Raw genomic sequence first — 25,230 nt, forward strand, 5'->3', positions numbered from 1 at the left:
TACAAGCAAATTTCTCTGCATACAGCTCAAGCCTTTCTATTAACTACATTGTAGTCGGCTTCACCACTTTCAAATTTAAAGCGTGAATTTTCGTATGACACGTTGGGTGTACCAAACATCGGTTGCTCAAACTATCTGAACCACCTAGTACTTTATAGGTAATGTGATGGTCGTGCCACCCTGTTTCTTTGGTAATCATACCTTGACATAACGCACATTTTCCTTTCTGTTCTTTGAATAAAGCTCGCCATTGTTGTCTATGAGATTGCTCTTCATAAAGTCTGCGTTGGTTTAAAACTTCTTTATACAATTCCCATTCAGGTAAAAACGGATTGTAATCTGTCTTTATTTTCTTATGTCGTTTTATCTTAGTATCACTACAATAAAGCAGGTCAAGCGGATATTGCTCGCCTTTTTCATTGATGTCTACTGTGCCAAACACCCAATTCCGAGTTGCCGTAGTACAAAAGTATTTCTCTTTTATCCAACGCGTCCCTTTATTTGAATGACGACGGCGACACCATTTCCATAAGACTTGCCAAATCAACATATCCATTCGATTATAGGTCGCTTTTGCTACACTATGTCTATGGTAGTTTGCCCACCCCTTGAGCATTGGGTTTAATACTTTAATCACATCGGACTGCTTGGCAGTACGCATTTCGGTCAATACTTTTTTCACTTTTCGGTAAAATGTTTCCACATTTTTCTTACTTGGTTTGATAAGTACTTTCCGCTTAAACCGTCGCACTGTCCAGCCTAAAAAGTCAAACCCTTGCTCAATGTGTACGATGTGAGTTTTTGTTTCTGATAGCGTTAAACCACGCTCTGCCAAGAAACCTTTAACTAATGGGATAACCTTCTCTTCCAGTATTTCTTGCGAACTTCCCGAAATAATAAAATCATCCGCATATCGCACCATATAGGTTTTGTTACGGATTATCTGTCTGCTTTGCTTTTTACCAAAATGCTCGGCAAGCAAAGTTTCCAATCCATCTAGTGCCATATTCGCTAAAGTTGGCGAAATGATTCCCCCTTGCGGAGTCCCTTCTTTCGTTGCCTTTAACTGTCCAAACTCAACCACGCCTGATTTTAGCCACTTCCGCAATATCCGTTTGTTCATTGGGATATGCTGAATAAGCCAATCGTGGCTTATGTGGTCAAAGCATCCCTGTATATCTGCATCAAGTACCCATTCTGCTGATTTCTTTTCTCCCCTTAAAGAGAAAATGCTGTGTATATGGTTAATCGCATCAGCTGTTGAACGGCTTATTCGAAATCCATAAGAGCTTTTATCAGCCAAGGTTTCTGCAACAGGTTGCAATCCCAACAGGTGCAAAGCTTGCATAGCTCTATCTTTCATCGTCGGAATACCCAGTGGGCGTTTCTTTCCATTTGCTTTGGGTATAAACACTCGCTTTAATGGGCTTGGCTTATACTTTTTGCCTGAAAGTTCACTAATTGCTTGCCATTTCAATTTGGGGGTATCCCAAATTGTTTTATCAACACCTGCGGTTCGTTTGCCTTTATTTTCAGTTACTCGTCGTACTGCTAATGCCTTCGCATAAAACGAGTGGGTCAGCATTCGTTGTAGGTTTTTAACCCTACGCCAATCGCCTTCCTGTGTTGCCTTCGCAATCCGCACCTGCATCCCTTTCACATACCTATTTACCTTATACCAGTCGATATAATGCCATTGTGATATGTGTGAGATCGTTGGAGCTGGACTGCCTACTAATTTCTTAGTATGATGAGTTTGCTCTTTCATACCTATCTCCATAAAGAGATAAGTCTTCTTGGTAATAGAATAGCTTCTCTAGCAGTTTGTAGACGTACAAGAGTTGCTATTGCGACCAATAGACTTACACTCTTGTTATCTGTGTGAGATAAAGAGTGCTTGCGTTGGTTTATTTGATTATTGCTAATCAGCAAGCCAACGCTCGCTTTCTTCTTCTCGGTTAAAACGGCTAAGGAATTGTCAGACATCTTGCGATGAAAGACCAGTTAGAAGTCTGCACCCTTTCGGGTTAGGTCATCTCTCATACCCTATTTGCACCATTACAGCACAACATTCGCTTTCTCTAACCTCTTCTACCTACATTCCCAACAGTATCACTTACGCTTTACCTGCCTTTTCAGGCGAAAATATAGGCTTACCAAGTTCCATTATTACCACACGAGTGGGGAAGATACAGTCTGTTCTCCGACAGTGTTACGGTAACGTATTCCCACAAATAAAAGGAATAACCCACTGCATACCTTTTGGTTAGAGCCAATAACTACCGTAGGCTCTTCAAATCTAACGAAGTTTATCAACTGTTCACTTTACATTTATCTTTCCACTCAACCTAGCCACTCAACATTATGTAGTTTAATGCTTTCTTATTGTCTTCTCACGATTTCAATAACCCTTGCGGGGTGTACATTGTCAGGAAGCTCTGTACACTACCGTTGCCAGTAATGCACTATCCCTAGGTTACTGCTAGTTACATAACAGGTTACACTCATCAATGTTGTTGTACTGCCTATATCTTCAACGCTATTGATTGTAACAATGGTAATAACAGCTTACGCATACTTACTAAGTTGTAATAAATAAGCCCTTACTGTTGCTTTAAAACTTAGCTTTTGTTATTAAGAATAACATTGTAAATCGACCACTTTTCATTAGATAGATCAAACCTATGCTACTGTATGTAGACATTCTGTCTATTTATCACATAGCGAAGTAAGATGAGTCAATGAAAGTTTAGGTAAATTTGAACCGAACAACAGCCGTGCTGTTACCGCAAGCCATTCACGGGTGGTTATTATTCTCAAACCACAATGGGTGCTTCCTATTCGGAACGTCCCTTTGTTAAGATAAGTCGTAAAGGATACATTCAATCATAAGAAATTCCACTTTCTTATGGTCGGTTTTTCTCAGAATGCCGAAAACCTTTGGGATTTTATTTATAGTAGGTTGGATAACTAGTCTTTATGGACGATATGACATTTAGGAACTGACCCAAGCCACTCTACATAATGCAGGAGACTAACGGTAGTCATATCTTTCGATAACGGGTCTTGCTTTCTTACTCTTCTTAGCTTCTGACGAGAGAAATTAAGTACATCAGAGTGAAGACCATACCTTATTACCGCATAAAGTTGGACATTATCTTTCCCAACTTAGAACCAAGTCTTGAGCAACGCTCCGTTCTTGGTCTGCCTACCCATCAAGCTCACAGAGCTATCAGAATAGTCGAAAGCAAGTGGTACGAAGACCACTTGCTTTCAACAATAACCCCTTGATATATAAGGAGTTATTGCCATAAGCACGACAACTTGTCGCACTATTTGATGATTTTCGCTACTACGCCCGCACCTACTGTACGACCACCTTCACGAATCGCGAAACGTAAACCTTCGTCCATTGCGATTGGGTGAATTAAGCTTACAGTCATTTTGATGTTATCGCCTGGCATTACCATCTCAACACCTTCTGGTAATTCGATAGTACCAGTTACGTCTGTTGTACGGAAGTAGAACTGTGGACGGTAACCTTTGAAGAATGGAGTATGACGACCACCTTCTTCTTTTGATAATACGTAAACTTCTGATTCGAAGTCTGTGTGTGGTGTGATTGAACCTGGTTTCGCTAATACTTGACCACGTTCGATTTCTTCACGTTTGGTACCACGTAATAATGCACCTACGTTCTCACCCGCACGACCTTCGTCTAATAATTTACGGAACATCTCAACACCAGTTACTGTTGTTTTTGTCGTTGGTTTGATACCTACGATTTCAACTTCTTCACCTGATTTGATGATACCACGCTCAACACGACCTGTTACTACTGTACCACGACCTGAAATTGAGAATACGTCTTCGATTGGTAATAAGAATGGTTTATCAATCGCACGCTCTGGCTCTGGAATGTAGTTGTCTAAGTGACCCGCTAATTCAAGAATTTTCTCTTCCCACTCTGGCACGCCGTTTAACGCTTGTAACGCTGAACCACGTACGATTGGTGTGTCATCACCTGGGAAGTCATATTGTGAAAGAAGTTCACGAACTTCCATCTCAACTAATTCTAATAACTCTTCATCGTCAACCATGTCGCATTTGTTTAAGAATACGATGATGTATGGTACACCTACTTGGCGACCTAATAAGATGTGCTCACGTGTTTGTGGCATTGGACCGTCTGTTGCTGCAACTACTAAGATTGCGCCGTCCATTTGTGCCGCACCGGTAATCATGTTTTTAACATAGTCCGCGTGTCCTGGGCAGTCAACGTGTGCATAGTGACGTGATTCTGTGTTGTACTCAACGTGTGAAGTATTGATGGTAATACCACGCGCTTTCTCTTCTGGTGCGTTGTCAATTTGGTCAAACGCACGTGCAGCACCACCGAATTTTTTCGCAAGAACGGTTGTGATTGCTGCTGTTAAGGTTGTTTTACCGTGGTCAACGTGACCGATAGTACCTACGTTTACGTGGACTTTATCGCCACGATTAAATTGTTCTTTAGCCATTGTAAAGTTTCCTTTGTTGATGAAATCCCATAGCACACTATGTGCTATGGGGTTTTAAAAAGTTAAAAATTATTTTTTACGCGCTTCGATAACTGCAGCTGCAACACTTGCTGGAGCTTCAGCATATTTTAACGGTTCCATTGAGTATGATGCACGACCTTGAGTTTGTGAACGTAAGTCTGTTGCATAACCAAACATCTCTGAAAGTGGAACTTCAGCATTGATTTTAACAACGAACTCGTTCGCTTCTTGACCGTTTACCATAGCACGACGACGGCTTAAGTCACCAATTACGTCACCAACATAATCTGGTGGAGTTTCAACTTCTACCTTCATGATTGGCTCAAGTAGAACTGGGCTTGCTTTAGCGAACGCTGCTTTAAATGCTAATGACGCTGCTAATTTGAACGCTAATTCTGATGAGTCAACATCGTGGTATGAACCGAAGTGTAAACGTACACCTAAATCCACTACAGGGTAGCCTGCTAATGGACCAGATTTAAGTTGTTCTTGGATACCTTTATCAACTGCAGGGATGTATTCACCAGGGATTACACCACCTTTGATTTCGTTCACGAACTCGTATCCTGGACCTTCTGGATCTAATGGATATAAGTCGATAACAACGTGACCGTATTGACCACGACCACCTGATTGTTTCGCGTGTTTACCTTCAACATCGTTAACACGAGTACGGATAGTTTCACGGTAAGATACTTGTGGTTTACCGATGTTCGCTTCCACTTTGAACTCACGTTTCATACGGTCAACGATGATGTCTAAGTGTAACTCACCCATACCTGAAATGATGGTTTCGCCTGACTCTTCATCTGTGTGAACACGGAATGAAGGGTCTTCTTGTGCTAAACGACCTAACGCTAAGCCCATTTTCTCTTGGTCAGCTTTAGTTTTTGGTTCTACCGCTACAGAGATTACTGGCTCTGGGAATTCCATACGCTCAAGGATGATTGGAGCATCTTGTGCACATAATGTGTCACCTGTACCTACATCTTTTAAGCCGATCGCTGCAGCGATGTCGCCCGCACGAACTTCTTTGATTTCATCACGTTTGTTTGCGTGCATCTGTACGATACGGCCGAAACGTTCACGTTTTTGTTTTACAGAGTTATAAACTGTATCACCAGAGTTAATTACACCTGAGTATACACGGAAGAAGGTTAAGTTACCTACGAATGGGTCAGTTGCAATTTTGAATGCTAATGAAGAGAATGGCTCATCATCGCTCGCGTGACGTTCACCAGGAGTACCATCTTCGTTGATACCTTCGATTGCTGGAATATCTGTTGGTGCTGGTAAGTAGTCGATTACCGCATCAAGCATAGCTTGAACACCTTTGTTTTTGAATGCAGAACCACAGCAAACTGGGATGACTTCGCCCGCTAATACGCGTTGACGTAATGCAGTTTTGATCTCTTCTTCAGTTAATTCTTCACCAGAGAAGAATTTTTCCATTAACTCTTCAGATGCTTCTGCAGCTGCTTCAACTAGGTTACCGCGCCATTCTTCACACGCAGCTAACATATCCGCTGGAACATCTTCGTATGTAAATGTCATACCTTGGTCAGCTTCATTCCAGTTGATCGCTTTCATTTTGATAAGGTCAACTACGCCTTTGAAGTTATCTTCAGCACCGATTGGAAGTTGAAGCGGAACAGAGTTACCACCTAAACGAGTTTTGATTTGTTCAACAACACGTAGGAAGTTTGCACCAGTACGGTCCATTTTGTTTACGAACGCAATACGTGGAACTTTATATTTGTTAGCTTGACGCCATACAGTTTCAGATTGTGGTTGAACACCACCAACCGCACAGTAAACCATTACCGCACCGTCGAGAACACGCATTGAACGTTCTACTTCGATTGTGAAGTCAACGTGTCCCGGAGTATCGATAACGTTGATACGGTGTTGTGGGTACTGTTGAGACATACCAGACCAGAACGCTGTTGTTGCAGCTGAGGTGATTGTGATACCACGCTCTTGTTCTTGTTCCATCCAGTCCATCGTCGCTGCACCATCGTGTACTTCACCGATTTTGTGACTTACACCTGTATAGAAAAGGATACGCTCTGAGGTAGTTGTTTTACCTGCGTCGATGTGAGCACTGATACCGATATTACGGTAGCGCTCAATGGGAGTTGTACGAGCCATTATTATTACCTTATTTGGAATCTAATGTAAATTTATATAGTAAGAGGCTTCATCGCAAATTTTGAGATGAAGCCTACAAAAATCAAAAGCTTATTACCAACGATAGTGAGCAAACGCTTTGTTAGCTTCAGCCATACGGTGAACGTCTTCACGTTTTTTCACTGCTGAGCCTTTGTTGTCTGCTGCATCTGATAATTCGTTAGCTAAACGAAGTGCCATTGATTTGTCACCACGTTTACGTGCTGCTTCAACGATCCAACGCATTGCTAAAGCATTACGACGAGTTGGACGAACTTCTACTGGTACTTGGTAAGTAGAACCACCAACACGACGAGATTTAACCTCAACAGTTGGACGCACGTTTTCAAGTGCGATTTCGAATGCTTCTAACGCATCTTTACCAGAGCGTTGAGCTAATGTATCTAACGCACCGTAAACAATTGATTCTGCGATAGATTTTTTACCATCAACCATTAAAACGTTGATGAATTTTGCAAGTAATTCTGAACCGAACTTCGGATCTGGAAGAATTTTGCGTGGTTCAATACTACGACGACGTGGCATTGCGATTTCTCCGTATTATAAATCTTCAGGATATCCAAAACTCATCTTTTGCGACTAAGCGCCTTTGACTGGAGTTTATGGTTTAAATATTAATTTAGACGTTTGGCCTTACTTAACGGAGAACCATTAAGACTTAGGACGTTTAACGCCGTATTTAGAACGACCTTGTTTACGGTCTTTAACGCCTGCACAGTCAAGTGCACCACGTACAGTGTGATAACGCACACCTGGTAAGTCTTTAACACGACCACCACGGATTAATACAACACTGTGTTCTTGAAGGTTGTGACCTTCACCACCGATATAAGAAGTTACCTCAAAACCATTTGTTAAGCGGATACGACATACTTTACGTAACGCTGAGTTTGGTTTTTTAGGAGTTGTAGTGTATACACGAGTACACACACCACGTTTCTGCGGGCAAGCCTCTAATGCAGGAACGTTGCTTTTTACAACCTTTTTCACACGCGGTTTGCGTACTAGCTGGTTGATAGTTGCCATTAATAAAGCTCCAGTTAAAATTAAAACAATAAAAAAGCCTTTCACAGACGAAAGGACGGTAAATTCTATTACTCTGTTTAATTAATGTCAAGTCCATTTAAATTTTGCAAAATTTTTCCTAAAAGCCACCGCTTGTAAAGGCGTAAATATAACAAATGTGTTTGATAGGTAAGAGACACTTTCTCTCTGAGGTTCCTCTTGCTACACTATGCACATTATTTTTGGAGATTATTATGTCACAACAAAAAATCGGCGTATTGCTTGCTAATCTTGGTACACCTGATGAACCTACAACACCCGCAGTCAAACGCTATCTTAAACAATTTTTAAGTGATCCGCGTGTTATCGACCTACCTAAGTGGAAATGGCAATTTATTCTCAATTTTATGGTGCTACCTAAACGGGCGCCAAGAGTTGTAGAAGCGTATAAATCTATTTGGACTGAAGCCGGTTCGCCTTTGCTTTCCATTTCTCGCCAACAACAAAAAGCGGTTCAATCTTATTTCAATGCTAAAAATCAAAACGTCATTGTAGAATTAGGCATGAGCTATGGTAACCCAAGCATTGAAAGTGCAGTAGAACGTTTGATTAAACATGATGTTGAGAAAATCATTGTACTTCCGCTTTATCCACAATATAGCTCAACGACAACCGCTTCTGTATTTGATGCCTTTGCCCGTGCGCTTACACAACATAAGAAAGTGGTTCCTTTTGAATTTATCCATAATTATCATAATGAGCCTTTATATATCAAAGCTCTCGCCAATACTATTCAATTAGAACAGGATGAATTATTGCTGTTCTCTTTTCATGGCATACCTGCTCGTTATGAAACGGAGGGTGATTTCTATGCAGAACATTGCCGTAAAACAGCACATTTGGTTGCGGAACAGCTCGATCTTACGGAGAAACAATGGCATATCTCTTTCCAATCTCGCTTTGGCAAAGAAGAGTGGCTTAAACCTTATACTGATGAAACCTTAATGGGCTTTCCATCCAAAAACATCAAAAAAGTTGCCGTTATCTGTCCTGGATTCTCTGCAGACTGTTTAGAAACAATAGAAGAGATTGCAGAAGAGAATCGTGAAAACTTTGAACATGCAGGCGGAGAAAGTTACCGCTATATCCCAGCTTTAAATGCCAATAGCGATCATATCCGCCTACTCGTTAAACTTATCGAAGATAAATTAGCTTAATTTTCTAAAGCCTTTTTCTCCCTATTTTTTGGGAAAAAAGGCTTTTTCTTTGCCCTCCATCACGCTAGAATAAAAATTTTTAGATAAAATTTAATTAAATTGCATTTATATTAAATAAAATTCAATATTAATGCATTTTGTTTGAATTTTTAACTTCAGCTATTGTTGATTTAATAGAAATTGGTTAACTTCTCTTTGCACCCAAAATGGAGTGTATTAATCAAAATATACAGGAGTTAAACCATGAAACAAATTACAACAATTATAAATCCTTTCCGTCTTGATGATTTAAGAGAAGCGGTTTCTGATCTTGGCATACATGGTATGACCGTCACAGAAGTCAAAGGCTTTGGTCGTCAAAAAGGGCATGTCGAAAACTATCGAGGTGCTGAGTATGCGGTGGATTTCCTACCTAAAATCAAAGTTGAAATTGCGGTAAGCGATGATGTTGTCGAAGATGTCATTGGTGTGATTCAACAATCTGTTAAAACTGGCAAAGTAGGTGATGGAAAGATTTTTGTCACCGATATTGAACGTGTTATCCGTATTCGAACGGGTGAAACAGACGACGACGCTCTATAAGACAATAAGGATATGATTATGAAAAAATTATCAATTTTACTTGGACTTTCTCTTTTACCCACATTGAGCTATGCCGAAACCTCTTGGTGGCAACCTTTATCAGCATTAAATAGTGGCGATACTGCATGGGTAATGATTTCTGCCATTTTAGTACTCTTTATGACTATTCCTGGCTTAGCGCTGTTTTATGGCGGTATGGTGCGTAAGAAAAACGTACTCAGCACAATGATGCACAGTTTTTCTGTAACCGCTTTAATTTCAGTATTATGGATTACCGTCGGCTACTCCTTAGCTTTCACCGAAGGTAATGCGTTTATCGGTGGTTTTGATCGCCTATTCTTATCCGGCATGGGATTAGATCTTGCTAAAGAGATGACAACCATTGCCCCTAACGCAGGCACAGTACCTGAAGCCGTATTTATGTTTTTCCAAATGACCTTTGCAGTAATCTCTGTAGCGATTATTTCAGGTGCATTTGCAGAACGTATGAAATACTCCGCAATGATGTGGTTCTCTGGACTTTGGTTCTTACTGGTCTATGTACCAACTTGCCACTGGGTTTGGGGTGGTGGCTTTATGGCTGAAGGCGGTGTGTTAGACTACGCTGGTGGTACCGTCGTACACATTAACGCAGGGGTTGCAGGTTTAGTAGCTGCGATTGTAGTCGGCAAACGTGTCGGCTATGGCAAAGAAGCAATGCCACCACACAACATGGTTTACACCTTAATGGGAACAGCAATGCTTTGGGTTGGCTGGTTTGGCTTCAACGCAGGTTCAGCTGTGGCAGCAAACGCATCTGCAGGTATGGCAATGGCTGTGACACAAATTGCGGCAACCTTTGGTGCATTAACGTGGTTAATTTGTGAAAAAATCGCAGGACACCGCCCTTCTGCATTAGGTTTAGCATCAGGTGCTGTCGCAGGATTAGTCGGAATTACGCCTGCAGCTGGTTTTGTTGATCCACAAGGCGCCATCTTCATCGGTATCATTACCGCAGTAGTTTGCTACTTTTCTGTCTCCGTACTCAAACACAAACTAGGCTACGATGACTCTTTAGATGCCTTTGGTATCCACGGTTTCGGCGGTATTGCAGGAGCAGTATTGACAGGTATCTTCTTCAACAACACGATTTTTGGTGGCGAAGCGACTGTCGGTAGCCAAGTGTTAACCCAATTAAAAGATGTCATCATCACCGTGCTTTATAGTGGTATCGTCAGCTTTATTCTTCTCAAAATCATTGAGAAAATCACAAAAGGTTTACGTGTGGAACGTGACGAAGAACGTGAAGGTTTGGATATTACCATCCACGGCGAGCGCGTTGAATAACGATTAACAAGACAATCGAACTTACAAGCGGTAAGATGGACTAAGTTTTTTGCAAATAATTAGTCAAATCTTACCGCTTGCCTTTGGAGATAAAATGAAAAAAACACTCTCTTTTAGTCTTATTGCCCTAGCTTTAGGCTTAACGGCTTGTACCACGAAAACCTATCAAAGCACCTTAACCGAAGGGGTGGATAACAGCGTTGCCCCACAGCAAGATTTTTATCGCTATGTGAATGGTAAGTGGCTGGATACCGCCCAAATCCCTGCGGATCGTACTTCTTGGGGAACCTTAGCAGAACTTAATGAATTGAATGAAAAGCGTTCCGTTGAGCTGTTACAAGCGGTGATTTCAGACCCAAATTTTGCGAATGATGAAAAAGCACAACGTTTAAAAGCACTTTATCAAAGTTATACCGATTTGACTGCCCGTGAAAAGCTCGGTTTAAGTCCAATTCAAGCTGATTTAATCCGAATTGATCAGATAAAAACCTTTGCCGAGTTAGAACAATACTTAATTGACGAAACCAAGCAAGGCAATGAGATGTTATTTGGTTGGTCGGTGTTTGCTCACCTGAAAAATTCTCGCCAAAATGCGATCTATTTCAGTAATGATAGCCTTGGTTTGAGCAACGATTATTATCAAAAAGATACCCCTGAAAATCGTAAAACATTACAGCTTTATCAAGATTATGTCGCACAAATGCTTCATTTTGCTCAGGTAAAAAATCCGAAGCAAAAAGCGAAAGCGATTGTGGAATATGAAAAAGCGATTGCGAAAACCCTATTTACCAATGAACAGCGTCGAGATATTCAAAAACGCTATAATCCTTTATCTATCAATGAATTAGCTAAAGCAAGTAAACATATTAATCTGGCGAATTATCTTAAAGCCGTTGGGGTGAATACGGAAGAAGTGATTGTTTGGGAACCGAATTTCTTAAAGCAGTTTGATCAGCTCATCAATCCACAAAATCTTGGGTTAATTAAAGATTACCTACGCTTTAAAACCATTTCAAATGCGTCCACCTATTTAAACAAAGCCTTAGATGATGCGAATTTTGCTTTTTATGGCAAGCAGTTGGTCGGGCAGAAACAGCAAAGGCCGTTAGATAAACGAGCGTTACGTTTGATTAACAACCAAATCGGGCAGGAATTTGCTCAATTTTATGTGGAAAAATTCTTCCCTGCAACAGCCAAAAAAGACCTACTTGAAATGGCTGGCTATTTGGTCAAAGCCTATCATTATCGTATCGACAATTTAAGTTGGATGTCGCCAGAAACCAAAGCAAAAGCGAAAGTGAAGCTAGATAAATTCATCATTGAAGTAGGTTATCCAAACAAATGGAAAGATTATAGCCAACTGCATTTGAAAACCGTAGAACAAGGCGGTTCGCTTTATGCTAACTTGCGTGAAATTGCCAAATGGAATTATCAAGAAGCCTTGAACAAAATCGGCAAGCCTGTTGATTTGAATGAATGGGGAATGTTGCCACAGGTGGTGAATGCTTCTTATAGCCCATTGATGAACCGTATTGTATTCCCTGCCGGGATCTTACAAGCACCGCTTTATGATATGAACGCTGATCCTGCCGTTAATTTTGGGGCTATCGGTGCCATTATCGGACACGAAATCACCCACGGCTTTGACGACAGCGGTTCAAAATTTGATGGTGATGGCAACTTAAAAGAGTGGTGGACAGCAGAAGATCGACAAAAATTTGAAGCCCTTGCAGATCAACTGGTTGCTCAATTTGATAAATTTGAAGTCGTCCCGAAAATCTTTGTCAATGGACGTTTCACCTTAGGGGAAAACATTGCGGATCTGGGCGGATTAAGTATTGCTTATGATGCCTTAAAACGTTATGAGCAAGATCACGGCGTAACCCCAACTTTGGAGAACCTTACCCCAGATCAACGCTTTTTTATGAGCTGGACACGTTCGTGGCGAAATAAAGCGACGGTCCAAGCCTTAACGCACCAAGTGAAAAGCGATCCACACGCCCCAGGACAATACCGTGCTTTTGCCCCTGTATTAAATATCTCAGGCTTCCATAATGCTTTTAATACAAAGCAAGGTGATGCAATGTACCGTCCGATTAATGAGCGGATTAGGATTTGGTAATTAATAATAAATAAAAAACGCCAGTTATCAAAACTGGCGTTTAAAATAAGTGGCGGAGGAAGTGAGATTCGAACTCACGGAGGGCGTTAACCCTCGCCGGTTTTCAAGACCGGTGCATTCAACCGCTCTGCCATTCCTCCGAGTTGAAAGCTATTTTTAATTTTTATTTGCTCTTGAGAGCGAAAACCTGCTGATAATTACTTATCAACAGGCTGTATATTCAGTGGCGGAGGAAGTGAGATTCGAACTCACGGAGGGCGTTAACCCTCGCCGGTTTTCAAGACCGGTGCATTCAACCGCTCTGCCATTCCTCCGCTGAAAACAGGCGGAATGATATAGATAACTCTGAACTAGGTCAAGCACAAAATGATGCAAAACCGTCAAATGTTCTATTTTTCGCCTACTTAGCTGTTACGAATTAACCAAACCCCACTTTCAATATGCTCGGTGTAAGGGAATTGGTCGAACAATGCACAGCGTTCAATGCGGTGAGTTTGAGTTAATTGTTTTAAATTGTCGGCTAACGTATGTGGATTGCAAGAGATATAGAGGATTCTTTCATAGCCCTGCACCATATCTAACGTGGCTTGATCAAGCCCTGCTCGTGGCGGATCAACAAAAATGGTATTGCAATCATATTGTTTTAGGTCAATACCACGCAAGCGGTAAAAGGCTCGAACGCCATTCATCGCTTCCGTAAATTCTTCCGCAGACATTCGGATAATTTGCAAGTTATCTACACCGTTTACTTCAATATTATATTGGGCAGATTCTACCGATGATTTTGAAATCTCGGTCGCTAGCACCTTACGAAATTGGTTTGCTAACGCAATTGAAAAATTACCATTGCCACAATAGAGTTCTAATAAATCACCCTTACTATTTGCCGTACAAGCTCTCGCCCATTCCAACATTTTGATGTTCATTTTGCCGTTGGGTTGCGTGAAACTATTTTCCACTTGGCGATAACGGTAAACTTTGCCATCAACATTCAAGGCTTCTTCTACATAATCACAATCTAATGCAATTTTTTGCTTCGTCGCACGCCCGATTAACTGGACATCAAAACCATAGCCGATCAAGCGTTGTTTAAGTAACTTCGCTTGCACTATCCATTCTTCTGTCAGCGATTTATGATAAAGCATTGAAACGGCGATTTGCCCACTTAATGTACTTAAATAGTCAATCTGAAACAGTTTACGCGTCAGTAACTCGTTACCTTTGATTTCAGCCAGCAACACTGTCATCATTCGATTAATCAGTTGGCTTGCAATCGGAAATTGATCGACACGGTAGCGTTGTTTAGTCGCTTGATCGAACATAATGTGATAAAGATCGCCATTATCGTGCCAGACACGAAATTCTGCACGTAAGCGAAAATGGCTTGTGTCAGAAGCAAAAACGTCAAGTTCAGGTGCATTAAAAGGTGCAAGTAAAGCGGTGAGATTCTCAGCTTTTTTTGCAAGTAACGCTGGATATTGATGAATTGGTAAGGTCATTTGAATTTATCAAAAAGGAAAAAGAAAAGGCTTTTTCAAGCCTTCCCACACATTATTCTGCAGAATCGTCGCCACCAAGGTCGCCACTTACATCACCTGAAAGGGTGTAAATGCGTTTAGTTTTGCTGGTTAAATCACGGTATTTAACCCAGACTTTTTCTAAGAAAGTTTCTGCAGCTCTTTCACCTTTCATTACGGCAACAAATTGTTTTTCTTCTGCAGTAGCAGGTTGGCGTTCACCGCTTTCTAATGCTAGACAAGCTTGACCAAACTGTTCTAAGGTTTGTGATTCACGAATGGTGTAATCACCGTGACGAGAGAAACCACGTGGATAATTTTTATCGTCGAAGAAACGACGTGTTACGCTAAAACTTTCTGCCATAATTGCCTCTATCTATACTGTATTTAGGAAAATCAAAATCGGGCAAGCATTAAAGCCAAAACTTAGGAAAAGATCAATGTTTTAATGCAAAAAGCGGTGAGATTTGCAAAATTTTTTACGAATCTCACCGCTTGTATCCCTAAATATCGTAAAAATGATTATTTACCATAATAGGCTTTGGTCATAATCTCTTCCATATCAGCCACCATCGCTAAACGAGGGTTGGCAGGCGTGCATTGGTCTTCAAAGGCATTGAAGGCTAACTCACGACGAGCATCAAGGAAGGCTTTTTCATCAACTCCCTGATCTTTTAATGACATTTTCACGCCACAACGTACGGCTAAATCGTGCACCGCTTTAGCATAAGATTCAACTCCTTCTGCTGGTGTAGATGCTGGTAAACCAAGCATTTTCGCAATGTCTTGATAACGCACATCCGCAACATAATCCGTATATTTCGGCCAAGTTGCCACTTTTGTCGGGCGAGTACCGTTATAACGAATCACGTGCGGAAGCAAGATTGCATTGGTACGTCCGTGAACAGTATGGAATTTACCGCCGATTTTGTGTGCCATTGAGTGACAAATACCTAAGAAAGCGTTCGCAAATGCCATACCAGCCATAGTTGAGGCGTTATGCATTTTTTCACGAGCGACTTCATCAAAGGCTTTTACCGATTTTTCTAAGTTTTCAAAAACGAGTTTAATCGCTTGTAAGGCTAAACCGTCGGTATAGTCATTAGCAAGAATCGACACATAGGCTTCGGTTGCGTGAGTTAATACGTCTAAGCCCGTATCTGCAGCAACGTGAGATGGGACAGACATCACCAATGCTGGATCGACAATCGCGACTGTTGGTGTTAGTGAGTAGTCTGCTAACGGATATTTAATGTCACCATCGGTAATTACCGCAAATGGTGTCACTTCAGAACCTGTTCCTGATGTGGTTGGAATACCGACAAACTTCGCTTTACGTCCTAATTGTGGGAACTTAAAAGCACGTTTGCGAATATCCATAAATTTTTGAACAAGGTCACGGAAATCCACTTCCGGTTGTTCATAGAATAACCACATAATTTTCGCTGCATCCATCGGTGAACCACCACCTAGAGCAATGATCGTATCTGGTTGGAAACTACGCATTAACTCTGTACCACGTTTAACGGTATCTAAACTTGGGTTTGGCTCGACATCTGCAAAGAGCTGATAGGTGACTTTATTACGACGTTGGCGAAGTTGCTCAGTGATACGATCGACAAAGCCAAGATCAACCATCGATCTGTCGGTTACGATCATCACTTTTTCTGCACCTACCATTGATTTGAGATATTGAATTGAATCACGCTCAAAGTAGATTTTTGATGGTACTTTAAACCACTGCATATTATTTCTCCGTCTGCCCACACGTTTGATATTTAATAGATTGAATGCACTTACGTTATTACTCACCGAGTTTTTACCGTAAGAGCCACAGCCTAAGGTGAGAGAAGGCAAGAAAGAGTTATATACATCACCAATACCACCAAAGGTAGATGGTGAGTTCCAAATCACCCGAATGGCTTTCACACGTTCACCAAAGATTTTTGCTAATTCTTTATCTTGGGTGTGAATAGCGGCAGAGTGACCTAAACCGTGGAAATTCACCATGGCTTCGGATAAGGCTAAACCGTGTTCGGTGGAATCTGATTTTAATAAAGCAAGGACAGGCGATAATTTCTCGCGAGTTAGAGGTTCCACTTCACCCACTTCTTTACATTCTGCAAGTAGGATATTGGTTTTTTCTGGCACAGAAAAGCCCGCTTGTTCTGCAATCCAAGCCGCAGGTTTACCTACCACCGCAGAGTTTAATTTAGCGCCGGAGCAGCTTGCTTTATCGGCTTTATCTACACCGAAGATATATTTTTCAAGCAACGCTTTCTCTTTTTTATTCACGAGATAAACACCGTAAGATTGCATCTCTTTGATGAAATCGTCATAGATCTCTTTATCCACAATGGCTGCTTGTTCTGATGCACAGATCATTCCATTATCAAAGGATTTTGACATCACAATGTCATATACTGCTTGTTTAAGTTTAGCGGTTTTTTCTACATAGGCAGGAACATTACCAGCACCGACCCCCAACGCAGGTTTACCGCAAGAATAGGCGGCTTCCACCATCGCATTACCACCCGTTGCAAGGATGGTTGCGATACCTTTATGTTTCATAAGGAGTGAAGTTCCATCCATAGATGGGGTTTTGATCCACTGAATACAGTTTTGAGGTGCACCAGCAGCAACCGCAGCATCATAGACGATTTGAGCAGCGTGAGCAGAACATTGTTGAGCAGATGGGTGGAAGGCAAAAACGATTGGATTACGAGTTTTAAGGGCGATGAGTGCTTTGAAAATGGTGGTAGATGTAGGGTTAGTAGTTGGAGTAATTCCGCAAACAACACCGACAGGATCAGCAATCTCCGTAATACCTGTTACATCATCTTCACTGATAACCCCGGCAGTTTTGAGATGTCGCATATTATTGACGACATATTCACAGGCAAACAGGTTTTTTGTCGCTTTATCTTCAAACACCCCGCGTCCCGTTTCTTCTACGGCGTGAAGCGCTAGTACACCGTGTTTATCTAGGGCTGCAACAGATGCTTTTGCCACAATATAATCCACTTGTTCTTGGTTTAATAAGCGAAATTCATCTAACGCTTTTAAACCTTTTTCTACAAGTTCATTCACTTCTGTTTGAGCATCATAAACAGATGCAGTTTGGTTGTTTTGAGCCATAGTAGCTTCCTCTAAAGATTAATATTTTAACTGAGGAAATTATTGCTCATTTGGAGTGAAAATGCTTGTAGTTCTTCAAAGACTTTGAGATAGATCTGACCTAGATCAAAAAGGGTATTTTTCCTTTCAAAAACATCATTTTTCAGAGATTTTTTGATTACTTTTCAGTAACAAATAGGAAACTTTTTTGCTGAAAATACAAGCGGTGAGATATTTGATATTTCTTGCATATCTGATGCAATATTTTGGGGAGGTTAAAAAACCCAGCTTTCGCTGGGTTTTTAAGATGAACAAGCAAATTATTTGATTTTTGCTTCTTTATAAACAACGTGTTTACGCACAACTGGATCAAATTTTTTGATTTCCATTTTTTCTGGCATATTACGTTTGTTTTTTGTTGTTGTATAGAAGTGACCAGTTTCAGCTGTAGAAACTAATTTGATCTTCTCGCGATTACCTTTAGCTGCCATTTGTTAGCTCCTTAGATTTTTTCGCCACGAGCACGGATTTCAGCTAATACTGCATCGATGCCTTTTTTATCAATAATACGCATACCTTTCGCTGTTAAGCGTAAAGTTACGAAACGGTTTTCGCTCTCAACCCAGAAACGGTGAGTGTGAAGGTTTGGAAGAAAACGACGTTTAGTCGCATTCATTGCGTGTGAGCGGTTGTTACCAACTGCTGGACGCTTGCCTGTTACTTGACAGACTCTAGACATTTTCAATTCTCCGATATTACTTAAGCTTAAGCTAAATGGTTCGGGCGATCAGAAAGGCTCAACTCAATCTGACGACCTCGTCAGGTACATACACCCGACCCACAGACTATTTTAAAGACTGCGGATTATACTTGCTTTAGTTCATCTAAACAAGGGGAAAATTCACAATTTTCCAGTTCAAACTTTTCTTCTTCGAATGAAAAGTAATCACCTTTGCCAACAATAATATGATCGACAAAGCGAAGATCGATCAGATCGCACGCCATTTCGATCTTTCTCGTTAAGTAGCGATCCGCTTCACTTGGTGTGCAATTTCCCGATGGATGATTATGTGCGACTAATATAGCGGCTGCATTACATTTTAAGGCTTCTTTAATGATTTCACGTGGGTGGACGGACGCTTGGTTGATTGTGCCATAGAACATTTTTTCTGTTTTAATCAACCTATTTTGGTTATCTAAAAAGATCACCATAAACACTTCTCGCTCCCATGACTCCAATTCGGATTGAAAATACATTACTGCAAGATAAGGGCTATCAATCATTTCGTTCACTTTCATTTGTTGTGATAAATAGCGTTTGGTCATCTCTTTTGTTGCCTGAAGTTGAATATACTGAATTTGCCCTAATCCTTTGATTTTACAGAAATCTTCTAATGTCGCTGAGAGTAAACCACGTAATGATCCAAATGCTGTTAATACATTTTCGGAGAGTTCCATCACAGGCATCCCTTTAATTCCTGTACGTAAAAAGATTGCCAATAGCTCAGCATCACTTAAGGCTTCAGCACCAAATTTCAGCAATTTTTCTCTCGGCATTAATTCACTATAACTTTCATTCATATTTTTTGTTCAATTAGTTAAAAAGTGCAAACAGCATAAAAATCTTCCCTCCTTGATTCAAAAGGCTTTTTCTCTTTTTTCGACAAAGATCGCAAAAATAGGGCGTTGTGAGTGAGTACCTATTTGCGTAGAATAGCGAACAGAAAATCCATCATAAAGATGATTCGTTATGTTAAAAGATAAAAAAATCCTTATCGGCATTACTGGCGGTATTGCAGCATACAAAACCATTGAGCTAATCCGTTTATTAAAAACAGCGGGAGCAGAAGTGCGAGTAGCAATAACCCCAGCGGCAGAAGCCTTTGTCACGCCACTAACGTTACAAGCCATTTCAGGTAACGCGGTTTCGACTTCTTTACTAGATCCCCAAGCAGAATTAGCGATGGGGCATATTGAATTGGCGAAATGGGCTGATTTAGTGGTAATTGCCCCTGCAACAGCAGACTTTATTGCACGGCTGCGTATTGGAATGGGCAATGATTTACTTTCCACCATTTGCCTTGCGACCGCTTCGCCAATTTTACTTGCACCGGCAATGAACCAGCAGATGTACAAGCGGTCGATTGTGCAGGAAAATTTGCAAAGTTTAATAGAGCAAGGCGTTTCGATTATTGGGCCTAACGCTGGCTTTCAAGCCTGTGGCGATATAGGTAAAGGCAGAATGTCTGAGCCGTTCGAGATCTTCCAAGCGATTGAAGATCATTTTACGCAATCGCAAGATCTTGCTGACTTAAGCGTGGTGATTACCGCAGGCCCAACGCGTGAAGCGATCGATCCTGTGCGTTATATCAGCAATCATAGTTCAGGCAAAATGGGCTTTGCGATCGCAGAAGCCTTCGCTAAACGTGGAGCAAAAGTCACCTTGATTGCAGGTCCTGTCAATTTAGCTACACCACAAAATGTTAGCCGTATTGACGTGATTTCTGCACAACAAATGGCGGAACAAGCGGTGAGTTTGGCACAAAAAAATGCAATTTTTATCGGCTGTGCGGCGGTCGCAGATTACCGAGTGGAGCAGGTAGCAGAACAGAAGATTAAGAAAACAGGCGATAATGATGAACTGACTTTAAAACTGGTAAAAAATCCCGATATTATTGCAACAGTAGCCCATCTTACTCAAAACCGCCCTTTTGTTGTGGGCTTTGCTGCTGAAACGCAAAATGTAGCAGATTATGCGAAAGATAAGTTACAACGTAAAAATTTAGATTTAATTTGTGCCAATGATGTCTCTGGTGGACAGGTGTTCGGGCAAGATCAAAACTCACTTCATCTCTTTTGGCAAAATGGCGAGAAAATCTTACCGCTTGCAGAGAAAGGGAAATTGGCGGAAGGGTTGGTCGAAGAAATTCAGAAACGCTATAAGGAAAAAGGGCTGAATGGATAAAGTTAATGTATTATTTGCTACCGATAAAAATTATCTTCCTTATTTAGAATGTTCATTAAAATCTTTATTGGCACATAATGAAAATTTATCTGTATTTGTATTAAATACGAGGGATATTCCAAGTGATTGGGCGAAAAATTTACAGCCTTATTTTGCGCAACGCCGTTCAGAATTAAAGCTTTGTTATTTAAATCAAGACTCTTTAAATCGTTTTGACGATAACGGTTATATCAGTAAGGCGACTTATTTAAGATATTATATTGAAGATCTTTTTCAATATGCTTCAACACCTTATTGGATATATTTAGATTGTGATATTGTGATTAATGGCGATATCACTTTACCATTTAATCAGCTTAAAGCCTCTAAATACGCGATAGCTGCGGTGTCTGATCCATATGTAAATAGTATTGCTGATCACCCCTATAAACATCGAGATTATTTTAATGCTGGTATTCTTTATTTTGAGGCAAATCGATGTCGAGGCATAAAAACAGATTTGATTAAATTAACGGAGCAATTAAAAGAACGGATTGTTTTTGGTGATCAAGATATTTTGAATGTGTACTTTCAAGATAATTGGCTAAAATTAGATAAATTATCTAATTTCCAACTAGATCATGTTTTATATAAAAAATGTACGTTTGAGAAAGATAAAATAGCACCTTATATTTTGCATTTTACCGGACCAAATAAACCACTTGGTAACGTTTCATCCTCGGATAAAAATGTAATGGCGGTTATTGCTTTATTTAGATGTTATCATCAGCTATCTTGGGATTGTATTGTAAATCTTCCGATTGGAAGCCTTAAATTAACATTATAATTTTAGTTTGATAGCTGGTGAGGGAATTAGCTAGTTATCTTGTGAAATCTTGAAAACAAGCGGTCAGATTTAATAAAAATTTTACAGGTATATGAAAAAATACTTCCTACTCTATTTATTTTTCAGTCCTACACTTTTAGCTTTAGATATAGCAGAGCCTCAAAGTACTTGTACAAAATGTTCGACAGAGCTTCTTGCGAAAACCAATCTTGCTGAAATACCTTTGGCTAAGTTGCTACGAATGAAAAATGATCTTTATGCAACCAAAGGATACCGCTTTCAAAAACAAGAATTGCAAGCGTATTATGAGCAACAGCATTGGTATAAGCCTGCAAAAGATAATAGCAGTGTTACATTGACGGCAATAGAGCAACAAAATGTTGACCTCTTACAAAAACAGATTTTAATTTTAGAAAAAAGACACAAAGAGATAATAGCCCAGATAGAACATTTAACACAGTTAGCTCAAGATAAGGTTTTACTTGAGAAAACGATGAAGATGATCATAGATAAAGAACATTGGTCTATTTTCCAAAAATTACTAAATACCATAGATAATGAGGCACTAAAACAGTCTGGTTTTTATAGTGTGAATATAGATAATGGGCTGTCTTGGCAAGGCTATCAAGCTTATATTCATCATAATCAGCTTGTGCTTTCTTTTAATGAAAAAGGGGATTTAGATGACGAATGGGCAATTTATTGGGTATTTGAACTTGAGCACCAATCTTTGAAATACATCCGTACCGATATTGCGGGTTAAATGAATTTGAGTGAAAGCAAAATGAATAAATCTTCTGACAAAAATACTAAAACACTCACGATAGTGAGTGTAACTGGCCATCAGGCTTATGCACAAGGTTCAGCCTATGCGATTGAGCGTAGCTACGAGGAATTGCAGAAAAAGCTTCCTGTTGAAAATTTAAAATGTGTATTAATTTCGCCAGAGCGCCCTGAACATCTTGAAGCTTATGTACAACATATTCGTTGTAAGCCGTTTAGCTATTTGGAATACAATCTTTTTATTTTATATGCCTTAGGTGATCTTATCGATACTGATTTTGCACTTGTTGTACAAAATGACGGCTTTGTCGTTAATGGCGATAATTGGAAAGATGAATTTTTTAATTATGATTTTATTGGAGCTCCACTCTATTGTATGTATGAATACCTTGAAGATGGTAGCTTAAAACAGTATAACAACGAACAGTGTGATCCTTTCTATGAAAATATGCCAGAACATGTTTTTGAAGGGCAAAATGGTGGCTTTTCATTAAGAAGTAAAAGGATCTTAAAACTTCCTAGAGAACTCAAAATAAAATTTCCTTTTCCCATCCCAGAGCCTATTTCGGTAGGAGAAGAAGTCAGTTTAGATTACACATCCTCCAAAAGTCATTATGAAGATATTGTATTGACAGTGTTGTTCAGAAAACAATTACTTCAAAAGGATATTAAATTTGCGCCACCTAAAATATCTACATATTTTGCATGTGAGTCAGCGAATATTCATAGTAAACGTAAGATTCCACTGACTGAGATATTGGGTTGTCATACTTTTGGGTATTTAGTGCTTAAAGCCAAGAACACAGTATATATGCAAAAAAAAGTAAAATTTAGAGATGATAATATTGCAACAAACTCTTGGTGTAATTGGCTATTAGCATCAAAACTAAGTATTGATGTACCAAGACATTTTTTAGAAAAGAATAATGATTAAATGGATAGGATAAAAAATGAAACAAATCGACTTAAAAATTTTAGATAAACGTATCGGAACAGAATTTCCATTGCCAACCTATGCAACAACAGGCTCAGCAGGGTTAGATTTACGCGCATTAATCGAACAACCTTTAACCGTAGAAGCAGGGCAGACGGTGTTAATTCCAACAGGGATTTCGGTTTATATCGCTGATCCAAGCTTAGCTGCGGTGATTTTGCCTCGCTCAGGGCTTGGGCATAAAAACGGGATCGTATTGGGTAACTTGGTTGGCTTAATCGACAGCGATTATCAAGGCCCGCTTATGGTTTCCCTATGGAACCGTAGCGATAAGCCGTTTACTGTTGAAGTTGGTGATCGTATCGCCCAGCTCGTGTTTGTGCCTGTGGTGCAAGCACAATTTAACATTGTAGAAGAGTTTACTGCGACAGATCGTGGTGAGGGTGGATTTGGTCATTCAGGTAAGCAATAGGATTGAAAATGACAGAACCTGTTATCAAGATGCCGAAAAAATCGGTAAAAGAACGCCAGCAACAAGTGTTAGAAGTCTTAATCGGGCTACTTAACTCGGAAGAAGGTATGCAACGTGTTACGACCGAAAGATTATCAAAAGCGGTCGGCGTGTCTGAAGGGGCGTTATATCGTTATTTCCCAAGTAAAACAAAGATGTTTGAGGCTCTGATTGAACGGATTGAAATGACATTAACGAGCTATATCAATGCAAGTAAACGCCAAGAAAGTACGGAACTTGCGGTTAAAGCAATTTTACAAACCATCTTAGAATTTGCGCAAAAGAACCCTGGGGTGACACGCATTCTGACAGGGCATGCATTAATGTTTGAAGATGAGTTACTCAAAGCTCGTGTCGCAAAATTCTTTGAAGGGTTAGAGCTACAATTTATGAATTTATTGCAGATGCGTAAATTGCGTGAAGGCAGAGCTTTTGCCGATGAACGAGCATTAGCGGGTTACTTGGTGAATTTCTGTGAAGGGCAATTTTTGCGCCTTGTTCGCTCTAATTTTAGCTTCAACCAACATCAACATTTTGAAAAACAGTGGCAACTAATTAAGCCATTATTCTACTAGGAAAAAATGATTATCCCTTGGCAAGAACTTGAAGAAAGTACCTTATATAACGTTTTAGATTCTTTTATTTTAAGAGAGGGGACCGATTACGGCACTCGTGAATATACTTTGGAAGAAAAACGGGAACATCTTTTGGCACAACTTAAAGCAGATAAAATCGTCATTGTATGGTCTGAATTGCATGAGAGCATTGATATCAAGGACAAAAAATCTTTCTTAGGGAATTTGTAAATTTGTGCTACACTTCTTTACGTAGTATTAAGCTATATCAACTATAAATGATTTATAGAGGTTTTTATGCAAGATGTCTCAATCTCAACAGCGCAATTAGAAGGCGTTAGCCCACCGCCATCAATTCATGATCCCGCTGTTGAATGGTTTCTCACGCACTGTCATATTCATCGTTATCCTGCAAAATATACCCTGATTCATGCAGGAGAAGATGCTGAATCATTATTCTATATTGTCAGTGGATCTGTTTCTGTCTTCATTAAGGATGATGAAGGCAAAGAAATGCTATTAACAAACTTAGGTCAAGGCGAATTTGTTGGTGAAATAAGTCTTTTTGAAGAAAAAACACAGCCTAGAACGGCTTGGGTGAGAACAAAAGGTAACTGTGAAATTGCGGAAATTTCTTATAAGAAATTTAAACAGTTAGTCCATCTTAATCCTGATATTTTGATGTATTTATCTGCGCAAATGGCTCGTCGTTTACGTATGACATCAAGACAAGTCAGCAACCTTGCTTTCCTTGATGTGACAGGGCGTATTGCTCAAACATTGATGAATTTAGCTAAAATGCCCGATGCGATGACTCATCCACAAGGGATGCAAATTAAAATTACTCGCCAAGAGATTGGGCAGATGGTGGGATGCTCCCGTGAAACCGTGGGGCGTATCTTAAAAATGTTAGAAGATGATGGGCTAATTTCAGCCCATGGTAAAACAATCGTAGTGTTCGGAACACGCTAATTTTGATACTGACAAGCGGTAAGATTTCCTTTATTTTTTGCAAATTA

General features: G+C 40.1%; 23 protein-coding genes and 2 tRNA genes. 12 read left to right on the forward strand and 13 right to left on the reverse strand.

The annotated features are described in order from the left end of the window. Positions 1-43: 43 nt before the first annotated feature. The 5 genes from ltrA to rpsL all read right to left on the reverse strand — a co-directional run bounded on the left by ltrA (position 44) and on the right by rpsL (position 7,757). The gene (gene ltrA, locus EXH44_RS06470; protein ID WP_108923275.1) at positions 44-1,768 is read right to left on the reverse strand and encodes a group II intron reverse transcriptase/maturase; all 1,725 of its coding nucleotides are present in this window, start codon (positions 1,766-1,768) and stop codon (positions 44-46) included. Positions 1,769-3,332: 1,564 nt separating this feature from the next. Then, complete coding sequence (gene tuf / locus EXH44_RS06475) at positions 3,333-4,520, reverse strand: elongation factor Tu (RefSeq protein WP_162856707.1); 1,188 nt, start codon at positions 4,518-4,520, stop codon at positions 3,333-3,335. Between the two features lie 69 nt (positions 4,521-4,589). Further along, positions 4,590-6,692 (reverse strand): elongation factor G, encoded by a 2,103-nt coding sequence (fusA, locus tag EXH44_RS06480; RefSeq protein WP_162856739.1) that lies wholly within the window; start codon positions 6,690-6,692, stop codon positions 4,590-4,592. Between the two features lie 93 nt (positions 6,693-6,785). Continuing rightward, positions 6,786-7,256 carry a 30S ribosomal protein S7 gene (gene rpsG, locus EXH44_RS06485; RefSeq protein ID WP_021111952.1) on the reverse strand — a complete coding sequence of 157 codons (471 nt, stop codon included), beginning with the start codon at positions 7,254-7,256 and terminating at the stop codon, positions 6,786-6,788. Positions 7,257-7,382: 126 nt separating this feature from the next. Beyond that, the gene (gene rpsL, locus EXH44_RS06490; protein ID WP_005708967.1) at positions 7,383-7,757 is read right to left on the reverse strand and encodes a 30S ribosomal protein S12; all 375 of its coding nucleotides are present in this window, start codon (positions 7,755-7,757) and stop codon (positions 7,383-7,385) included. Between the two features lie 233 nt (positions 7,758-7,990). Here rpsL and hemH point away from each other — a divergent pair, with 233 nt between their 5' ends. The 4 genes from hemH (at position 7,991) to EXH44_RS06510 (ending at position 12,983) form a co-directional block, all read left to right on the forward strand. Next, complete coding sequence (hemH, locus tag EXH44_RS06495) at positions 7,991-8,953, forward strand: ferrochelatase (RefSeq protein WP_162856740.1); 963 nt, start codon at positions 7,991-7,993, stop codon at positions 8,951-8,953. Positions 8,954-9,196: 243 nt separating this feature from the next. Beyond that, positions 9,197-9,535, forward strand: a complete 339-nt coding sequence (locus tag EXH44_RS06500) for a P-II family nitrogen regulator (protein WP_162856741.1) — start codon at positions 9,197-9,199, stop codon at positions 9,533-9,535. Positions 9,536-9,553: 18 nt separating this feature from the next. Beyond that, positions 9,554-10,861, forward strand: coding sequence for an ammonium transporter (locus EXH44_RS06505; protein WP_162856742.1), 1,308 nt, complete (start codon positions 9,554-9,556; stop codon positions 10,859-10,861). Positions 10,862-10,955: 94 nt separating this feature from the next. Next, a complete protein-coding gene (locus EXH44_RS06510; protein ID WP_162856743.1) occupies positions 10,956-12,983 on the forward strand; it encodes a M13 family metallopeptidase in 2,028 nt (675 codons plus the stop codon). 50 nt (positions 12,984-13,033) lie between these two features. On the opposite strand, the gene EXH44_RS06515 is transcribed toward EXH44_RS06510, so the two are convergent. From EXH44_RS06515 to radC, 8 genes are all read right to left on the reverse strand, one after another. Then, positions 13,034-13,123 (reverse strand) — tRNA-Ser (locus EXH44_RS06515). 84 nt (positions 13,124-13,207) lie between these two features. Then, a tRNA-Ser gene (locus tag EXH44_RS06520) sits at positions 13,208-13,297 on the reverse strand. A 90-nt stretch (positions 13,298-13,387) separates the two neighbouring features. Then, complete coding sequence (gene trmA, locus EXH44_RS06525) at positions 13,388-14,482, reverse strand: tRNA (uridine(54)-C5)-methyltransferase TrmA (RefSeq protein WP_162856744.1); 1,095 nt, start codon at positions 14,480-14,482, stop codon at positions 13,388-13,390. 52 nt (positions 14,483-14,534) lie between these two features. Continuing rightward, positions 14,535-14,864, reverse strand: a complete 330-nt coding sequence (locus EXH44_RS06530; RefSeq protein WP_162856745.1) for a MaoP family protein — start codon at positions 14,862-14,864, stop codon at positions 14,535-14,537. A 158-nt stretch (positions 14,865-15,022) separates the two neighbouring features. Beyond that, positions 15,023-17,638, reverse strand: coding sequence for a bifunctional acetaldehyde-CoA/alcohol dehydrogenase (gene adhE / locus EXH44_RS06535; RefSeq protein ID WP_162856746.1), 2,616 nt, complete (start codon positions 17,636-17,638; stop codon positions 15,023-15,025). A 299-nt stretch (positions 17,639-17,937) separates the two neighbouring features. Then, positions 17,938-18,108 carry a 50S ribosomal protein L33 gene (gene rpmG / locus EXH44_RS06540; protein ID WP_005624479.1) on the reverse strand — a complete coding sequence of 57 codons (171 nt, stop codon included), beginning with the start codon at positions 18,106-18,108 and terminating at the stop codon, positions 17,938-17,940. Between the two features lie 11 nt (positions 18,109-18,119). Beyond that, positions 18,120-18,356, reverse strand: a complete 237-nt coding sequence (rpmB, locus tag EXH44_RS06545) for a 50S ribosomal protein L28 (RefSeq protein WP_006251446.1) — start codon at positions 18,354-18,356, stop codon at positions 18,120-18,122. A gap of 125 nt (positions 18,357-18,481) precedes the next feature. Continuing rightward, positions 18,482-19,198: a RadC family protein gene (radC, locus tag EXH44_RS06550; protein ID WP_162856747.1), complete on the reverse strand. Its 717-nt coding sequence runs from the start codon at positions 19,196-19,198 to the stop codon at positions 18,482-18,484. A 169-nt stretch (positions 19,199-19,367) separates the two neighbouring features. On the opposite strand from radC, the gene coaBC reads away from it, so the two are divergent. The 8 genes from coaBC (at position 19,368) to crp (ending at position 25,183) form a co-directional block, all read left to right on the forward strand. Then, complete coding sequence (gene coaBC, locus EXH44_RS06555; protein WP_162856748.1) at positions 19,368-20,582, forward strand: bifunctional phosphopantothenoylcysteine decarboxylase/phosphopantothenate--cysteine ligase CoaBC; 1,215 nt, start codon at positions 19,368-19,370, stop codon at positions 20,580-20,582. Beyond that, a complete protein-coding gene (locus EXH44_RS06560; protein ID WP_162856749.1) occupies positions 20,575-21,408 on the forward strand; it encodes a glycosyltransferase family 8 protein in 834 nt (277 codons plus the stop codon). Before coaBC ends, EXH44_RS06560 begins: the two co-directional genes overlap by 8 nt. A 91-nt stretch (positions 21,409-21,499) precedes the next feature. Further along, complete coding sequence (locus tag EXH44_RS06565) at positions 21,500-22,171, forward strand: YARHG domain-containing protein (RefSeq protein WP_162856750.1); 672 nt, start codon at positions 21,500-21,502, stop codon at positions 22,169-22,171. Positions 22,172-22,192: 21 nt separating this feature from the next. Then, the gene (locus EXH44_RS06570) at positions 22,193-23,125 is read left to right on the forward strand and encodes a DUF5672 family protein (RefSeq protein ID WP_162856751.1); all 933 of its coding nucleotides are present in this window, start codon (positions 22,193-22,195) and stop codon (positions 23,123-23,125) included. Between the two features lie 16 nt (positions 23,126-23,141). After that, positions 23,142-23,597 carry a dUTP diphosphatase gene (dut, locus tag EXH44_RS06575; protein ID WP_135673903.1) on the forward strand — a complete coding sequence of 152 codons (456 nt, stop codon included), beginning with the start codon at positions 23,142-23,144 and terminating at the stop codon, positions 23,595-23,597. 8 nt (positions 23,598-23,605) lie between these two features. Next, on the forward strand, positions 23,606-24,211 hold the full coding sequence (gene slmA / locus EXH44_RS06580; RefSeq protein ID WP_135673905.1) for a nucleoid occlusion factor SlmA: 606 nt from the start codon (positions 23,606-23,608) through the stop codon (positions 24,209-24,211). Between the two features lie 6 nt (positions 24,212-24,217). Further along, on the forward strand, positions 24,218-24,442 hold the full coding sequence (locus EXH44_RS06585; RefSeq protein WP_135673907.1) for a YheU family protein: 225 nt from the start codon (positions 24,218-24,220) through the stop codon (positions 24,440-24,442). Positions 24,443-24,508: 66 nt separating this feature from the next. After that, positions 24,509-25,183 carry a cAMP-activated global transcriptional regulator CRP gene (crp, locus tag EXH44_RS06590; protein ID WP_162856752.1) on the forward strand — a complete coding sequence of 225 codons (675 nt, stop codon included), beginning with the start codon at positions 24,509-24,511 and terminating at the stop codon, positions 25,181-25,183. Positions 25,184-25,230: the final 47 nt, after the last annotated feature.

Origin of the sequence: Actinobacillus indolicus (genome assembly GCF_004519515.1) — a bacterium.
Taxonomy (GTDB): Bacteria; Pseudomonadota; Gammaproteobacteria; order Enterobacterales; family Pasteurellaceae; genus Glaesserella; species Glaesserella indolica_A.

Bases quoted from the DNA above. Each gene is read 5' to 3' on its own strand.
- ltrA (WP_108923275.1), bottom strand. From the start codon at position 1,768: ATGAAAGAGCAAACTCATCATACTAAGAAATTAGTAGGCAGTCCAGCT.
- tuf (WP_162856707.1), bottom strand. From the start codon at position 4,520: ATGGCTAAAGAACAATTTAATCGTGGCGATAAAGTCCACGTAAACGTA.
- fusA (WP_162856739.1), bottom strand. From the start codon at position 6,692: ATGGCTCGTACAACTCCCATTGAGCGCTACCGTAATATCGGTATCAGT.
- rpsG (WP_021111952.1), bottom strand. From the start codon at position 7,256: ATGCCACGTCGTCGTAGTATTGAACCACGCAAAATTCTTCCAGATCCG.
- rpsL (WP_005708967.1), bottom strand. From the start codon at position 7,757: ATGGCAACTATCAACCAGCTAGTACGCAAACCGCGTGTGAAAAAGGTT.
- hemH (WP_162856740.1), top strand. From the start codon at position 7,991: ATGTCACAACAAAAAATCGGCGTATTGCTTGCTAATCTTGGTACACCT.
- EXH44_RS06500 (WP_162856741.1), top strand. From the start codon at position 9,197: ATGAAACAAATTACAACAATTATAAATCCTTTCCGTCTTGATGATTTA.
- EXH44_RS06505 (WP_162856742.1), top strand. From the start codon at position 9,554: ATGAAAAAATTATCAATTTTACTTGGACTTTCTCTTTTACCCACATTG.
- EXH44_RS06510 (WP_162856743.1), top strand. From the start codon at position 10,956: ATGAAAAAAACACTCTCTTTTAGTCTTATTGCCCTAGCTTTAGGCTTA.
- trmA (WP_162856744.1), bottom strand. From the start codon at position 14,482: ATGACCTTACCAATTCATCAATATCCAGCGTTACTTGCAAAAAAAGCT.
- EXH44_RS06530 (WP_162856745.1), bottom strand. From the start codon at position 14,864: ATGGCAGAAAGTTTTAGCGTAACACGTCGTTTCTTCGACGATAAAAAT.
- adhE (WP_162856746.1), bottom strand. From the start codon at position 17,638: ATGGCTCAAAACAACCAAACTGCATCTGTTTATGATGCTCAAACAGAA.
- rpmG (WP_005624479.1), bottom strand. From the start codon at position 18,108: ATGGCAGCTAAAGGTAATCGCGAGAAGATCAAATTAGTTTCTACAGCT.
- rpmB (WP_006251446.1), bottom strand. From the start codon at position 18,356: ATGTCTAGAGTCTGTCAAGTAACAGGCAAGCGTCCAGCAGTTGGTAAC.
- radC (WP_162856747.1), bottom strand. From the start codon at position 19,198: ATGAATGAAAGTTATAGTGAATTAATGCCGAGAGAAAAATTGCTGAAA.
- coaBC (WP_162856748.1), top strand. From the start codon at position 19,368: ATGTTAAAAGATAAAAAAATCCTTATCGGCATTACTGGCGGTATTGCA.
- EXH44_RS06560 (WP_162856749.1), top strand. From the start codon at position 20,575: ATGGATAAAGTTAATGTATTATTTGCTACCGATAAAAATTATCTTCCT.
- EXH44_RS06565 (WP_162856750.1), top strand. From the start codon at position 21,500: ATGAAAAAATACTTCCTACTCTATTTATTTTTCAGTCCTACACTTTTA.
- EXH44_RS06570 (WP_162856751.1), top strand. From the start codon at position 22,193: ATGAATAAATCTTCTGACAAAAATACTAAAACACTCACGATAGTGAGT.
- dut (WP_135673903.1), top strand. From the start codon at position 23,142: ATGAAACAAATCGACTTAAAAATTTTAGATAAACGTATCGGAACAGAA.
- slmA (WP_135673905.1), top strand. From the start codon at position 23,606: ATGACAGAACCTGTTATCAAGATGCCGAAAAAATCGGTAAAAGAACGC.
- EXH44_RS06585 (WP_135673907.1), top strand. From the start codon at position 24,218: ATGATTATCCCTTGGCAAGAACTTGAAGAAAGTACCTTATATAACGTT.
- crp (WP_162856752.1), top strand. From the start codon at position 24,509: ATGCAAGATGTCTCAATCTCAACAGCGCAATTAGAAGGCGTTAGCCCA.